The organism is Lautropia dentalis (assembly GCF_003892345.1).
GTDB classification, from domain to species: domain Bacteria; phylum Pseudomonadota; class Gammaproteobacteria; order Burkholderiales; family Burkholderiaceae_E; genus Lautropia; species Lautropia dentalis.
On record NZ_RRUE01000001.1, the window covers coordinates 352530 to 367074 of the forward strand.

Here is a 14545-nt window from a genome sequence, read left to right on the forward strand (position 1 = left end):
AGCTTCCTTGCCGGCGTGCGCGGTCTTCCGGCACGCCTGGCGTTCTCGATCAAGCTGCGCATGGTGCTGGTGTTTCTGGTGTTGGCAGCGGCGCTGATGGTCGTGTTCATCGGCGCCATGCGGCAGGTGGTGGCCACGCGCTGGCAGCTGGCAGCCCAGCCGCTGCTGGTCGATTATGTCGACCGTCTGGCCGAGGAGATCACGGTTGATGGCCATCCCAGTGTTGAACGCGCCCGTGCACTGGTGCAGCGCCTGCCGGTGACGGTGCGCATCGAGGGACCGGTCATCCGATGGGCATCGCACCCCCAGGAGCCTCGACATGACTGGGGGCATGAGGGTGACGGTGTGCGGGAGGGTTGGCCATCGTGGGATGGACCCATGTCCGGAACAGAACGTCATGATGAGCGCGGGACGGGGCATCATAGTGCCCGTGTCGGGGATGGGAGGGGATGGGCCGACGAGCCCCCCGGCTGGCAGCAGATCAGGCAGATCACCGAGCGCTCGACGCCCGATGGGCATCAGCTCGTGTTCGGCATCGACCGCCATGCCATGTTGGCACGGCATGATGGCTCGGACCCGCTGGCCCGGGGGTTGACCGCGCTGCTGCTGCTGACGTTGCTGGCCTGGTGGTACGTGCGCCGCACGCTCAGGCCGCTGGATGCCATCAGCGCCGGTGCCCGCCGCTTCGGCCAGGGCAACTTCGACGACCCCATTCCGGCTTCCTGGACCCGGCGGCACGGGGAGCTGGGCGAGCTGGCCACGACGCTCAACACCATGGGCGAGGACATCCGGCAGATGCTGGATGCCAAGCGCAGCCTGCTGCTGGCTATCAGCCACGAGATGCGCAGCCCGCTGACCCGCGCGCGTCTGCACACCGAGCTGCTGTCCGAGGACGACCCCGACGTGCAGCCGCAACGCGAGGCCCTGCTGCGTGACCTGCGGGAGATGTCTGCCCTGGTGGAGGATCTGCTGGAAAGCGAGCGCCTGTCCGACCGCCATGTCGCTCTGCAGCGGGAAAGTCTGGACTTGGCCGTCGTGGCCCGCGGTGTTATCGCCGAGCTGCAGAAGCGCCACCCTGGCGTACAGGTCGCGCTTCATGTACTGCCGGAGCTGCCGCCACAGTGGCTGGATGCCACCCGTCTTCGCCTGCTGCTGCGCAACCTGCTGGAAAATGCCGTGCGACATGGTGGAGGAGGGCATGATTCCGACAAGAAGGGTGCGTTTGGAAGCACCATGCCTGATGAAGGCGGAATCGCTACGACCAATACGGCAGCCGGCCCCGGCCATACGGTGGCACCGGACATGGATGCCATTGCCATGGTGCGGATCGACAGGATTCCCACGGGCGGCTGTGTCATCGAAGTTCGGGACTGGGGGCCGGGTGTGCCCGAGGAACAGCTCTCGAAGCTGGCCGAACCCTTCCATCGTCCCGATGCAGCGCGTTCACGCCACGCCGGTGGTGTGGGGCTGGGGCTCTATCTGTGCCGCCTGGTGGCCCAGGCCCACGGTGGCCGGCTTACCTTGGAAAATGCGCATCCCGGGTTGCGGGTGCGCGCCTGGCTGCCTCCCGATCCCGATGCACGAGAGTCACAATGAAGGGACGTGTATTGGGCGCTGCCGCGCATGTCTCCGGCACGGGTTGGCAAGGCCCCCGACATAGGAGGCTGGTGCAACGCCCGCGCAACGGCCTGGAGGGCTTCGGGACGGCCTGTCATGCGGGTTTCAGGCGGCATTCGGCTACAATCGGGACATGACTTTGTCAACTGCCCCCGCGCCCGAAGGCGCCCCGGAACCGGTCACCATCACCTTCAGTGATTTCGACCTGCATCCCGACGTGCTCAAGGCCGTCACCGCTGCCGGCTACACCAAGCCTACCCCCATCCAGGCTCAGGCCATTCCGGTGGTCATGGCGGGCCATGACGTGATGGCCGCTGCCCAGACCGGTACTGGAAAGACGGCCGGCTTTGCACTGCCTATCATCAATGCGCTCATGCCGCTGGCCAGCCACAGTGCCTCGCCGGCGCGCCACCCGGTCCGGGCGCTCATCATCGCCCCCACGCGAGAGCTGGCCGACCAGATTCACGACAACGTCAAAACCTACATCCAGTTCACGCCACTGCGCTCGACCGCCGTGTTCGGCGGCGTGGACATGAATCCGCAGACGCAGGCGCTGCGGGGCGGGGTGGAAATTCTCATCGCCACGCCCGGCCGGCTGCTCGACCACGTGCAGCAGAAGTCCGTCAACCTGTCGCAGGTGCAGCTGCTGGTGCTGGACGAGGCCGACCGGATGCTGGACATGGGCTTTCTGCCCGACATCCAGCGCATCATCAACCTGCTCAGCCCGCGCCGCCAGAACCTGATGTTCTCGGCCACCTTCTCGGACGAGATCCGCAAGCTGGCCAAGCGTTTCCTGAACGAGCCGAAGCTCATCGAGGTGGCACGCCCCAATACGCTGGCCGAGAACGTCGAGCAGACCGTCTACCACGTGGCCTCCGAGGACATGAAGCGCGACGCCGTGGCGGCACTGATCCGCGACCGGGGCATCGAGCAGGTCATCGTCTTCTCCAACACCAAGATCGGCGCCGGGCGGCTGGCACGGCACCTGCAGAAGGAAGGGTTCCTGGCCGAGGCCATCCATGGCGACAAATCCCAGCAGGAACGCCTGAAAACACTCGACGGCTTCAAGAGCGGCGAAATCCGGGTGCTGGTGGCCACCGACGTGGCGGCCCGCGGCCTCGACATTGCCGAGCTGCCGGCCGTGATCAACTACGACCTGCCGCATTCGCCCGAAGACTACGTGCATCGCATCGGCCGCACTGGTCGTGCCGGCGCCTCGGGCATGGCGCTGTCGCTGATGTCCGACCGCGACGGCAAGGCCCTTGCCGACATCGAGAAGCTCACCAAGCGCAAGCTGAAGGTGGAAACCCTGGAAGTGCCGGAGGCAGCCCGTGGCCGGGGCGAGCGGCGCTCGCGCACCGGAGGTGATGACCGGGGTGAGGGCGGGTACCGTGGCGAAGGTGGCTATCGCAGCGAAGGCAGCTATCGTGGCGAAGGTGGCCGCGAAGGTCGTCGCGATGGGGCGCGCAGCGACGGTGAGGGCCGCCATGGCCGCAGCCGGGGTGACAGGGATGACAGGAACCACGACCGCCGTGAGCGTCGGGACCGGCGTACGTGGGACGATGCTGATCGTCGTGATGGCAACGACGGGCAGGACGGCCGCCTGCGTGGCCATGCAGCCTCGGCGCGTGACCGTTTGGCGCGTTATCAGGCCGTGAAACCGGTGGCGGACGATCCGCTCTTCAATTCGCCCTATGTGCCGGAGGCCGCACCGGGTATAGCGGATGCCGGTGGTGCAGGCGCAGATGCCGGTGGTGCAGGTGGCGCAGCGGCGCAGGTTGCCATGTCAGCCGCTGGCGCGGCATCGGCCGCTGGGGCCGTGGCTTCGGGGGCTGCCGCGGGGCGCACCGCCGCTGGTGCGAACAGCGCCATCCGCCGGCCAGCGCGTAAACTGGCCGTTCTGCTGGGGGGTACGCCGGGCAAGTAGGTTCGGGCGGGCAGGCGGAAGCTTCGGCATGGCGCTGCCGGCGTTGCCCTGCCTGGCGGCGATCAGTTCAGGAAGGCAGGCAGAATGTCGCGTTCATGATGCGCTCCAGGCAGCCAGAGGGGGTTATTGCCTGTTGATGGTGGAGCCGCAGAACCGCGCCCGCCACTGCGCCGTCGCTTCGTGCAGCCAGCGCTGCACATCCCGCGTGCCCGGCTGCCTCAGACCCAGCGCCCGCGCCGCTTCATTCAGAATATCCACCGCATCCACGCGCCCCGACGTATCCACCCCGGGGGCGCCATTCTGCTTGGACAGCTTCTGTCCGTTGCCGCCCATCACCAGCGGCAGATGCAGATAGCGCGGAACAGGCGCGCCCAGCGCCCGCAGCAGCAGGATCTGCCGGCCCGTCGAAGAGAGCAGGTCGGCCCCGCGCACCACATCCGTCACGCCACTTTCGGCGTCATCCACCACCACCCCCAGCTGATAGGCCCAGACGCCATCGGCGCGCTTCAGGATGAAGTCGCCGCATTGCAGGCTCGGGTTCTGCCGTTGCGGGCCCAGCCAGCGGTCGTGGAAGGTGATATTCGACAAATCCGCAGCTTTGCCAACATTTGAAATCCTTTCTTGCGCAGCCGGGAAATTCCCGTCGGTTGGCTGAACGAAGTCGGCAGATGCGAGCGGGTTGGTTGCTTCTGGAAGCGTTTGAGGCGGGGGTGTGCCGGTAGTATCGATCCGGAAGCGCCAGGCCCGTGCCTGACGGCCCGCCGGCAGACCGTGACGGCAGGTGCCGGGGTAGGGCGTTTCGTCGGCTGGTGTGTTCAGGGCTTGCGAAGGGCGCTGTGATGCCTGGTGTGCAGGTTCCGTTTGACGTGTGGGGCCTGCCTGCCGTGCACCAGTGGTCTGCAGTGCCTGTGTGGTTTGCAGTGCTTCTGTGGTCTGTAGTGCCTGTGCGGTTTGCAGTGTGTGTGCGGTTTGCAGCATGTGTGCCGCCTGAATGATTTCCCGCCGCGTGCAGCCGCAGCCGTAGATGCGTCCCTGCGCCCGCAGCCAGTCGAACACCGCCTGATAGCGGTCCACCCGTGCCGACTGGTAGAGCGGTGGCGCATCCCAGTGCAGTCCCAGAAACCGCAGCTGCTGGCGGATGGTGAGATCCGAGCCGGGCTCCACCCGGGGCGGGTCTATGTCCTCGATGCGCAGCAGCCACAGCCCGTCGTGTGCCCGCGCATCCAGATAGCTGGCCAGTGCGGCAACCACCGAACCGGCGTGCAGCGGACCACTGGGCGAGGGGGCGAACCGGCCGATGTAGGCCGGCGGGGCTGCCGGTACGGCACGGTGCGGTCGCGCCATGGAATGGGCTTCCCGGAAGGGGCCTTCCGGGAGGTCTGGCCGGCCGGAAAACAGCACGGGAGAGGAAACACGGAGCGGTGAACGCATGGTGCCGATTCTAGAGCGTGTCATGGATGCATTCGTCCCTGCGGCTTCCCTGCCGGGCGCACAGAACGTGGCGGCCGTGTGCAAAAGTTCCGGCAATGGGCGAACTGGATCCGGCATCAGGGCATGGATGTGCATTGGTGCACGGCGCGAACTGTCGGTTGTCTCTACGATGCAACACATCGTGAGTGCGGCAGTTCTCCTTCGAACGCATGTGGCCTGCCAGACGACAGATTGACGAGGAGCTGTTCATGCTGGAGCCCACCCAAGCCTTTGCCGCCCCCGCCGGGGATGACCTGGAAACCGTACTGGTGCCTGCCGCTGCCGCACGCAGAAAGGTGCGGACCCGGGTGGCCATTGCCTGCGTCACGTTGACGGCAGCGCTGGCCGTCTGTGGTGTCTCTTCGGCGCGGACGGGGCACGGTGCAAGCCTGCTGGATGGTGTGGTGGGGGTGCGTGTGGCAGCCAGCGATATCTGCCGCCTGTACCCGGCGCGGTCGGGCCAGGTGCTGGCGCAGTTCAGCCCGGAGGGCAGGCAGACGTTCGATCCGCGCTGCCACAATCTGCTGCGGCGCCAGTCCTGAGCGTCCTGAGTGATCATCCAGAGTGTCTGGAAGCATCTCCCGGGCGAACCGGATAAACCGCGTCGATTGTTTCGGTCGGCGCATTCGGCCGGCGCATCGATATGCCTGATGCTCCCGGGGTTGAACGAGTCCATGACATGCACGCCGCCATACCAGCGAATGCGCATTAGTTCGCTGCGCGACGAACGGCAGTTCCCTACGATGAACGGCGCACGGCATGGGGGCGTTTCGGCTCGCCGGCCGGCTGACTGGCCCGCAGGTCCGGTTGCCGGAGGGTGAGTCTCCCCCGTGACATGTCGTGCTGTCACGCATTCTGGGGAGACGTTCATGTCCAATGCCAAACCCACGCCGCCAGTTTTCGAGTCCGATGCTGCGCAGGCCAGTCTCATCTGCCCGCCGGATGTTCCCGGTGGTTTTCTGACCCGCGGTGCCCTGATTGCCGGCATCGTGCTGATCAGTGCGCTGTTCATCCTGCCACGTGCCTTTCCGGCGGCCGATCACTGGATCGGCGTGCAGATTGCGCTGGGTACCGGTTTCCTGCTGGTGCTGCTGTATGGGGTGTGGTGCGTGCATTCCGGCGGCCGGCTGCATCGTCGTCACGGGGTGGCAAACCCACTGGCAGCGGATGCCGGTGGCGATGGTGGTTACGGTGCAGGCGTTGGCGCTGCGGCGAGTGCAGATGAAAGTGCTGGTTTGAGTGAGGGTGTGAGTGCTGGTGCCGGTGCGGGTATCGGCGTGGCCGCACGGTCGCTGGCACCTGTCCTGCGGTGTACACGGCCGCGCCGTCGGGTGGCTGGCCGCTATGCGCTGGGTGCCACGCTGGCCGTGGTGGCACTGGCCATGCTGATACCGGTCTTCATGGGGGCGCCGCTGGGGCGGGTTCTGGCCTTCGTGCCCCTGGTGCTGCAGGCCGCCGTGTTCTCGGCTGCGCTGAACTGGCCCGCCCTGCTGGTATTTGCCGGAATCTGGCTGCTGGTACGGGGGCTCTGGTCCAATGACGGGTTCGATGTCGCCAGTGAAGGCCTGCCTGCCATCGATGGCAGCCTGTCTGCGGGCGATGGAAGCCGGGCTGTTGCCGATGGAAATCAGGCTGTTGTTGACGGAAACCAGGCGGTTGCCGAGGCGCCGGCCATTCCCTATCGTGACCGTCTGGTGCTGTGGGTGAGCGTGGCCGTCCTGGCGGGGCTGGGGATTCTGCCCGTGCTGACGGCAGGTTCCGGCGTGAACTGGCTGCTCAATGTGGGGCTGTTTATTCTGCAGTACTGGTGGGCGATGGTGTTCCTGGGCTGGTTCGGTGTGGCCATGTCGCGTCGGCTTCGGGCTGCCCATGCCGTGGTTCCGCAGCGTGGCTGGCGGCGCCGTGCGTTGGCGGCGGGGACCGTCGTGCTGGTTTGCCTGCTGGTGGCTGCCACGGTGCAGATGCTGATGTACGCCTCGGCCTGCACCACGCCATCCATCAAAGGTTACGACACGGCCGCGGAGTGGTGCCGCACGGGCTGGTGGTGGTTCCGGTTCTGGCTGTGAATGTTCAGCCCAGCTGCGCAATTCGCCAGATGGAAGTGGCCTGGTCGGCCATCCAGCTCTGCCTGATGGCGATGACCCTCACGGCGTCATCAGCGCAAACACGAATATCCCGATCATCAGGAAGGTGATGGCGATCTTGATCAGCATGCCGATCACCATGCCCAGCCAGGTGGCGATGCCGACGTTGCGGGCACGGATCAGGTCGCGGTCGTACATGTACTGGCCAATGGCGGCGCCCACCAGCGGCATGAACAGCAGCCCCCACAGGCCGGAGAACACGCCGGCAATGGTGCCGATGAACGAGCCGACGATGGCCTCGCGGCTGGCGCCGACCTTTTTCGCACCCAGCATGCCCGCCACGTAGTCGAGGCCGATGGCCAGTAGCGTGAAGGCCAGGCAGATGCCCACGGTGAGGCCGCTGACGGTGGTGAAGTCATCGATCCAGGCGGCCAGGAAGATGCCCAGAAAGACGAACACGACGCCGGGCAGGGCGGGCAGCACGGTGCCGGCCACACCGACGACGATCAGGATGACGGCAAGCGTCCAGAGGGAGATGATGAGCGTGGTGGCCATGGGGCAGGCAAGGGTGGGTGAAAGGGCGTTTCAGGGGAGGAAGGGCTGCCGGGGCAGATCGGGGCCGGGGAGCCCCATTTTCCACGCAGGGGGCGGCACTGCAAGCGGGGCAGCCGGCCGCGGCCCCTCAGCTGGCAGCTGGCGTGGTCGTCGCGGCTGCCGTGCGCTGCCGTACCGTCCGCGATCCGAAGTCCTGCTCCCAGCTGCCCGGCTGCAGGTCGGTGGTGACGGACACGCGCCGGTCGAACACGAACAGTTCGCCATCCCAGTGTTTGCCGCCGGTGTGCTCGAAGTAGTCCAGCACGCCGCCGTCGAGCTGCACGACGTTCTCGTAGCCGTGGGCGTCCATCCAGAGGGCGGCCTTTTCGCAGCGGATGCCGCCGGTGCAGTAGGTGACGATGCGCTTGCCGGCCAGCTGCGGGCGATGGGCTTCCAGCGCGGCGGGCAGTTCGGTGAACTTGCTGATGTGCGGGTTGATGGCGTTGTGGAAGTGGCCGACCTGCACCTCGAAGTCGTTGCGGGTGTCGATGATGACCACGTCACGGCCATCGTCGTCGCGGCCGTCGTCCAGCCAGCGGGCGAGCGTCTCGGGCGAGACGGTGGCGGCGCGTCCATCGGCTGGGCGGATGCCGGGCTGGCGGAAGGTGATGGTCTCATTCTTGATCTTGACCAGGAAGCGGTTGAAGCCGTGTTCGGCGGAGCGGCTTTCCTTGATGTGCATGGCTTCCAGCCCGGGGACGGCGCGCAGCACGGCCGCAAAGGCGCGGGCGTTGGCTTCCAGCCCGCTGAGCATGACGTTCACGCCCTCGGTGGTGAGCAGAATGGTGCCGCGCATGTCGAGGCGGCGGCCTTCGGCTAGCAGGTGGGCGCGCAGCGCGGGCAGGTCATCAAGGTCGGCGAACTGGTAGCAGGCCAGGTTCAGGTAGGTGTCTTTCATGATGGGGACGATTCTACTGGGAGTGGCGTGGCAGGGGCAGGTCTTCCGCGGACTTGCGAAGCGGAGGGGGCATGGATGACTGGCGTGGTGGCCGGGAGATGAAGCAGGGGGCCTGTGGAGAGAAACAGTGGGCGGCAGCGGCTGCCAGGTGATGGAAAAGGCTGGCGCGTTCCTGCGTACCGGTCGGCCGGCTTGACGCCCCGGGGACTCCGCTGTGACGGAATGCACGGATCCTTCCCCGGGCACGTACAATCAGTGGATGAGCCAAGCCGAATCCTCCTCGCCTGTCATTGCCGATGTGGCCGTTCCCGATCATGTTGCCGCCGGGGCTGCGGCACAGGCGGCGGCTGTTGTTGCTGCGGTGCAGCAGGCTGCTGCAGCATCTGCAGAAGGGAATGTTGCGGTTGCTGCACCAGCTGCCGGGGTGCCGTCGGCTGAAGGTTCTGCTGCGGCAGGGAGTGCCGGGGCGGCAGCCGTCGATGCACAGGTCGCCGCTGCGGCTTCGGCCGAACAGCCGGCCAGCGGCCCCATCGACCCCGGCTTCGTCCACCTGCGCCTGCGCTCCGAGTATTCGGTGCTCGATTCCATCGTGCGGCTGGACGAGGTGGTGCAGGCCGCGCTCGACGACGGGCAGCCGGCGCTGGCGCTGTCCGATGCCTCCAATCTGTTCGGCTGGGTCAAGTTCTACAAGCAGGCGTCCACGAAGGGTCTGCAACCGATCTGCGCGGCCGATGTCTGGATCACCAACACCGAAAACCGTGACCGTCCGTACCGGCTGCTGCTGATCGCCTCGAACAACGCCGGCTACCGGCGGCTGTGCGAGCTGCTGTCGCAGGGCTGGCTGGAAAACGAATACAAGGGGCGGGCCGAGCTGAAACCCGAGTGGCTCACCGCCGACACCACCGGCGGGCTGATCGCGCTGTCGGGGGCTGGTCCCGGCGAGGTGGGGCAGTTCCTGCTGGCCGGCAACCATGCGCGGGCGGTGGCGGCGGCGCAGCATTGGGCCGCAGCCTTTCCGGATGCCTTCTATCTGGAGGTGCAGCGCGACGGTACGCCCGAGGCCGAAAGCTGCACGCGGGCCATGGCGCGGCTGGCGGTGGAGCTGGACCTGCCGCTGGTGGCCACGCACCCCATCCAGTTCCTGCGCGAGGAAGACTTCCGGGCGCACGAGGCGCGGGTGTGCATTGCCGAGGGCGAGGTGCTGGCTGATCCCAGGCGGGTGCGGCGCTTCCAGCCCACGCAGTATTTCCACACGCGCGCGCAGATGATGGCGCTGTTCGCCGATCTGCCCGAGGCGCTGGCCAATTCGGTGGAGATCGCGCGGCGCTGTGCGGTGACCATCCGGCTGGGCAATCCGCAGCTGCCCATCTACCCCACCGATGGGGTGCCGATCGACGATTTTCTGCGCCAGAAGGCCGAGGAAGGGCTGGAGCAGCGGCTGGCAAAACTCTATCCGGATGCCGCCGTGCGCGAGCAGAAGCGCCCCGATTACGATGCCCGCCTCAAGCGCGAGATCGACACCATCATCTCGATGGGCTTTCCGGGTTACTTCCTGATCGTGGCGGACTTCATCGTCTGGGCCAAGAACAACGGCGTGCCGGTGGGGCCGGGCCGGGGGTCGGGGGCCGGCTCGCTGGTGGCCTTTTCGCTGGGCATCACGGACCTCGATCCCTTGCCCTATGCACTGCTGTTCGAGCGCTTCCTGAACCCCGAGCGGGTGTCGATGCCCGACTTCGATATCGATTTCTGCCAGGACAACCGCGGCAAGGTGATCGATTACGTGCGCCGCAAGTACGGGTTCGACGCGGTGTCGCAGATCGCCACCTTCGGCACGATGGCCAGCAAGGCGGTGATCCGCGACGTGGGCCGCGTGCTGGACATGCCCTACAACTTCTGCGACCAGCTCTCGAAGCTCATCCCCATCGAGCAGGCCAAGCCGCTGTCGCTGGACAAGGCGCTGCAGGCCGAGCCGGTGCTGGCCGAGCGGCTGGCCAACGAGGAAGAGGTGGCCGAGCTGTTCGCACTGGCCCGTCCGCTGGAGGACATGACCCGCAACATCGGCATGCACGCGGGGGGTGTGCTGATCGCGCCGGGCAAGCTGACCGATTTCTGTCCGCTCTATCAGGCACCGGGCACCGATTCGGTGGTCAGCCAGTACGACAAGGATGATGTGGAAGGTGTGGGTCTGGTGAAGTTCGACTTCCTGGGCCTGCGCAACCTCACCATCATCGACCTGGCGGTGCGCTACGTGAACGAGCGCCGCGCCCGCGAGGGGCAGGAACCGCTGGACCTCGACCAGCTGGGCTTCGAGGACCAGGATGCCTACCAGATCCTGCGCGATGGCAACACGGTGGCCATCTTCCAGGTGGAAAGCGACGGGATGAAGAAGCTGCTCAGAAAGCTGCAGCCCGACCGTTTCGAGGACATCATCGCCGTGCTGGCGCTCTACCGGCCGGGGCCGCTGGGCTCGGGCATGGTGGACGACTTCATTTTGCGCAAGCGCGGCGAGCAGGCCATCGACTACTTCCACCCCGACCTGAAGGACTGTCTGGAGCCGACCTACGGCGTCATCGTCTATCAGGAACAGGTGATGCAGATCTCGCAGATCATCGCCGGCTACACGCTGGGCGGTGCCGACCTGCTGCGCCGCGCGATGGGCAAGAAAAAGGCCTCCGAGATGGCCAAGCAGCGCCAGATCTTCATGGAGGGCGCGAAGGCCAAGGGGCAGGATCCGGACCTGGCCAGCCAGCTGTTCGACCTGATGGAGAAGTTTGCCGAGTACGGCTTCAACAAGTCGCACACGGCGGCCTATGCGGTGGTCACCTACCAGACGGCCTGGCTGAAGGCGCACTATCCGGCCGAGTTCATGGCTGCCACGCTGTCGTCCGACATGGACGATACCGACAAGGTGCAGATCTTCGTCTGTGACGCGCAGTTCAACAAGGTGGAGGTGCAGCCGCCCGACATCAACGCGTCGGCCTACCGCTTCGAGCCGGCGGCGCCGCGCGTCATCCGCTACGGGCTGGGCGGGGTGAAGGGGGTGGGGCAGAATGCCATCGAGAACGTGGTGGCGGCCCGCCAGGCCGGTGGTCCCTTCATCGATCTCTTCGATTTCTGCGAACGTATCGACCGCAAGCTGATCAACCGCCGCACCATCGAGGCGCTGGTGCGCGCCGGTGCCTTCGACAGTCTGGAACCGGACCGCGCCCGGCTGCTGGCCAACGTGCCGCAGGCCATGGAAGCGGCCGAGCAGAAGGCGCGCGAACAGGCGGCTGGCCAGGGCGGTCTGTTCGGCGATGATTTCTTCGGCGGCTCCGACGGCGCGCCGGCCCGTGAATGGCTGCCCTCCGAACCGTGGGATCCCCGCCAGCGGCTGCTGGAAGAGAAGGGGGCGCTGGGGTACTTCCTCACCGGCCATCTGTTCGATGCCTGCCGCGACGAGGTGCGCCGCTTCGTCAAGACCCGCATCGGCGACCTGGAAAAGATCGTCGGCAAACATTTCGGCTCGACACCGGTGACGGTGGCCGGTATCGTGTCGGGGCTGTCCACCGCCATGACCCGCCGGGGCAAGATGGTGCGTGTGATGCTCGACGACGGCAGCGGTGCCGAGGAAATCGCGGTATTCACCGAGGCCTGGGAGCAGTACCGTCACCTGCTGAAGGAAGACGAGCTGATCATCGTGCACGGCAAGCTGTCGAAGGACGACTACAGCGGCGGCCACCGGCTGTCGGTGGAGCGCATCGTCGACCTGGGCACGGCGCGCGGCGAGGCCGCCCGGGCGCTGCGGCTCACCATCGCCGGCAGGCCGGATGTGGACCGGTTGCGCGAGCTGCTCACGCCGTACCGGGTGGATGGCAGTCAGGGCGAAGGTTGTCCGGTGGAAATTCATTATTGCAGCGACAGCGCAGCCGCGGTGCTGCGACTGGGGCACCAGTGGGCCGTCCGTCCCGATGACATGCTGCTGGCCGGCATGAAGGGCTGGCTGGGCGAGTCACGGGTGGAGATGCGCTATCGATGAGCGGAGAGAATTTGGGCAAGGACAACGATACGGCCGATCGCAGGGAAGACGCTGCCGTGATGAATGAGGCAGGCGTCGGGGCTGATGCTGCCGAAGCACAGACCGATACCACCGCTTCCGCCGAGGCAGAGGCCGGCGCCGCCGCCAGCCAGGCGGCCGCGCACGCCCCAGTCAACGAGTTCATTCGCGAGCCCGCCAGCGACCGGGCGCTGCTCGGTCGCCTGTTCACCTATGTGAAGCCGCACTGGCGCATTTTTGCGCTGGGCGTGGTCGCCATGGTGCTGACAGCCTCCACCGAACCGGCGCTGCCGGCCATCATGCAGTTCCTGCTGGACGATGGCTTCGGGGAAAAGGGCAATCCGCACCTGATGTGGACGGCGCCGCTGCTGATCATCGGCCTGTTCCTGGCCAGGGGCGTGTTCACCTTCACGATGAACTACGCCATGAACGAGGTCTCCAACGCCGTGCTGTTCGACCTGCGCCGGGTGATGTTCGACCGGCTGGTGCAGATGCCGGTCAGCTACTTTTCGTCCAACCCGGCCGGCACCATCATTGCGCGGCTGGTCAACGACGTGCAGAACGTCACCCAGTCGCTGGCCAGTGTGCTGATCATCATGGTGCGCGATTCATGCGTGATCATGGGGCTGCTGGGCTGGCTGCTGTACCTGAACTGGCAGCTGACCATGATCGCCTTCGTGCTCATCCCGATGGTGGCGCTGGCCGTGGGGGCGTTCTCGCGTCGCATGCGCCGGCTCTCGGGCGAGCAGCTGCGCTACACCGGCGAGCTGACCAGCGTGGTGGGCGAGGCCATCCATGGCAATCCGGTCATCAAGGTCTATGCCGGCCAGGAGCACGAGCGCAACCGCTTTGCCTCGGCCAGTAGCCAGCTGCAGGCCTTTGCCCGCCGCATGACGGTGGCTTCGGCGCTGATCGTGCCCATCACGCAGGTGATGGCGGCCGTGGCCGTGTCGGTGGTCATTGCGCTGGCGCTCTATCAGTCGCAGCAGGACCGCACCACGGTGGGGGGCTTCGTGTCCTTCCTCACCGCCATGCTGATGATCTTCAATCCGCTCAAGCACCTGGCCGAGGTCAACGGGCAGCTGCAGCGGGCCTTTGCCGCGGCCGATGCGGTGTTCCACTTCATCGACGAGCCCATCGAGCATGACCACGGCACGCAGGTGATCGAACGGGCGAAGGGTGGACTGCGCTTCGAGGACGTGCGCTTTGGCTACGCGGGCAGCAATGCGCTGGCGCTCAAGGGTATCGACCTCGACATCGAGCCCGGCGAGACCGTGGCGCTGGTGGGTGGCTCGGGCGGCGGCAAGACCACGCTGGCCAATCTCATTCCGCGCTTCTATCCAGTCACGGAGGGACGGATCCTGCTCGATGGCGTGCCCATCGAATCGCTGAAGCTGGAGAGCCTGCGCCAGCAGATCGCCTGGGTGAGCCAGCAGGTGATGCTGTTCAACGACACCATCGCCAACAACGTGGCCTACGGCAGCCGCCGGGGCGCCTCCGAGGAGGAGGTGCGGGCCGCGCTGGAGGCCGCCTACCTCACCGACTTCGTCGCCTCGCTGCCGCAGGGCATCAACACGATGATCGGCGACAACGGCATTCGCCTGTCCGGTGGTCAGCGCCAGCGCCTGTCCATTGCCCGGGCGCTGCTCAAGAATGCGCCCATCCTGGTGCTCGACGAAGCCACCTCGGCACTGGACAACGAGTCCGAACGCTTCGTGCAGGCGGCGCTGGACGAGCTGCTGCATGGCCAGACCACCCTCATCATCGCGCACCGGCTGTCCACCATCGAGAAGGCCGACCGCATTCTGGTGCTGGATGACGGCCGCATCGTCGAATCGGGTACCCATGCCGAGCTGGTGGCACTGGGTGGCCTGTATGCCCGCCTGCATGCCGGCGGGACGCTGACCGCATGAGGCCCG

The 14545-nt window shown here is 66.5% G+C and carries 9 protein-coding genes; 6 read left to right on the plus strand and 3 right to left on the minus strand.

All coding sequences use genetic code 11. The features are described 5' to 3' along the window. The first annotated feature begins 15 nt into the window (after nt 1–15). Both EHV23_RS01340 and EHV23_RS01350 read left to right on the plus strand, forming a co-directional pair. Nucleotides 16–1596 carry a sensor histidine kinase gene (locus EHV23_RS01340; RefSeq protein ID WP_203228845.1) on the plus strand — a complete coding sequence of 527 codons (1581 nt, stop codon included), beginning with the start codon at nt 16–18 and terminating at the stop codon, nt 1594–1596. Between the two features lie 154 nt (nt 1597–1750). Beyond that, complete coding sequence (locus EHV23_RS01350; protein WP_125094381.1) at nt 1751–3544, plus strand: DEAD/DEAH box helicase; 1794 nt, start codon at nt 1751–1753, stop codon at nt 3542–3544. Between the two features lie 123 nt (nt 3545–3667). Here EHV23_RS01350 and EHV23_RS16450 read toward each other — a convergent pair whose 3' ends face one another. Next, nucleotides 3668–4888: a glutamyl-Q tRNA(Asp) synthetase gene (locus EHV23_RS16450; RefSeq protein ID WP_338034477.1), complete on the minus strand. Its 1221-nt coding sequence runs from the start codon at nt 4886–4888 to the stop codon at nt 3668–3670. A 335-nt stretch (nt 4889–5223) separates the two neighbouring features. On the opposite strand from EHV23_RS16450, the gene EHV23_RS01365 reads away from it, so the two are divergent. Together EHV23_RS01365 and EHV23_RS01370 are read left to right on the plus strand one after the other, a co-directional pair. Continuing rightward, nucleotides 5224–5556 (plus strand): hypothetical protein, encoded by a 333-nt coding sequence (locus EHV23_RS01365; RefSeq protein ID WP_125094382.1) that lies wholly within the window; start codon nt 5224–5226, stop codon nt 5554–5556. Between the two features lie 327 nt (nt 5557–5883). After that, nucleotides 5884–7080 carry a hypothetical protein gene (locus EHV23_RS01370; protein ID WP_125094383.1) on the plus strand — a complete coding sequence of 399 codons (1197 nt, stop codon included), beginning with the start codon at nt 5884–5886 and terminating at the stop codon, nt 7078–7080. Between the two features lie 78 nt (nt 7081–7158). Here the strand turns inward: EHV23_RS01370 and EHV23_RS01375 are convergent, their stop codons facing one another. Together EHV23_RS01375 and trhO are read right to left on the minus strand one after the other, a co-directional pair. Further along, nucleotides 7159–7653 carry a DUF456 domain-containing protein gene (locus EHV23_RS01375; protein WP_125094384.1) on the minus strand — a complete coding sequence of 165 codons (495 nt, stop codon included), beginning with the start codon at nt 7651–7653 and terminating at the stop codon, nt 7159–7161. A gap of 127 nt (nt 7654–7780) precedes the next feature. Next, nucleotides 7781–8590, minus strand: a complete 810-nt coding sequence (gene trhO, locus EHV23_RS01380) for an oxygen-dependent tRNA uridine(34) hydroxylase TrhO (RefSeq protein ID WP_125094385.1) — start codon at nt 8588–8590, stop codon at nt 7781–7783. A gap of 259 nt (nt 8591–8849) precedes the next feature. Between trhO and dnaE the strand changes: the two genes are divergently transcribed. Beyond that, nucleotides 8850–12608: a DNA polymerase III subunit alpha gene (dnaE, locus tag EHV23_RS01385; protein ID WP_238990224.1), complete on the plus strand. Its 3759-nt coding sequence runs from the start codon at nt 8850–8852 to the stop codon at nt 12606–12608. Then, nucleotides 12605–14539: a lipid A export permease/ATP-binding protein MsbA gene (msbA, locus tag EHV23_RS01390; protein ID WP_238990225.1), complete on the plus strand. Its 1935-nt coding sequence runs from the start codon at nt 12605–12607 to the stop codon at nt 14537–14539. Before dnaE ends, msbA begins: the two co-directional genes overlap by 4 nt. The last annotated feature ends 6 nt before the right edge of the window (nt 14540–14545 follow it).

Bases quoted from the DNA above. Each gene is read 5' to 3' on its own strand.
- EHV23_RS01350 (WP_125094381.1), top strand. From the start codon at position 1,751: ATGACTTTGTCAACTGCCCCCGCGCCCGAAGGCGCCCCGGAACCGGTC.
- EHV23_RS01365 (WP_125094382.1), top strand. From the start codon at position 5,224: ATGCTGGAGCCCACCCAAGCCTTTGCCGCCCCCGCCGGGGATGACCTG.
- dnaE (WP_238990224.1), top strand. From the start codon at position 8,850: ATGAGCCAAGCCGAATCCTCCTCGCCTGTCATTGCCGATGTGGCCGTT.
- EHV23_RS01370 (WP_125094383.1), top strand. From the start codon at position 5,884: ATGTCCAATGCCAAACCCACGCCGCCAGTTTTCGAGTCCGATGCTGCG.
- msbA (WP_238990225.1), top strand. From the start codon at position 12,605: ATGAGCGGAGAGAATTTGGGCAAGGACAACGATACGGCCGATCGCAGG.
- trhO (WP_125094385.1), bottom strand. From the start codon at position 8,590: ATGAAAGACACCTACCTGAACCTGGCCTGCTACCAGTTCGCCGACCTT.
- EHV23_RS16450 (WP_338034477.1), bottom strand. From the start codon at position 4,888: ATGGCGCGACCGCACCGTGCCGTACCGGCAGCCCCGCCGGCCTACATC.
- EHV23_RS01375 (WP_125094384.1), bottom strand. From the start codon at position 7,653: ATGGCCACCACGCTCATCATCTCCCTCTGGACGCTTGCCGTCATCCTG.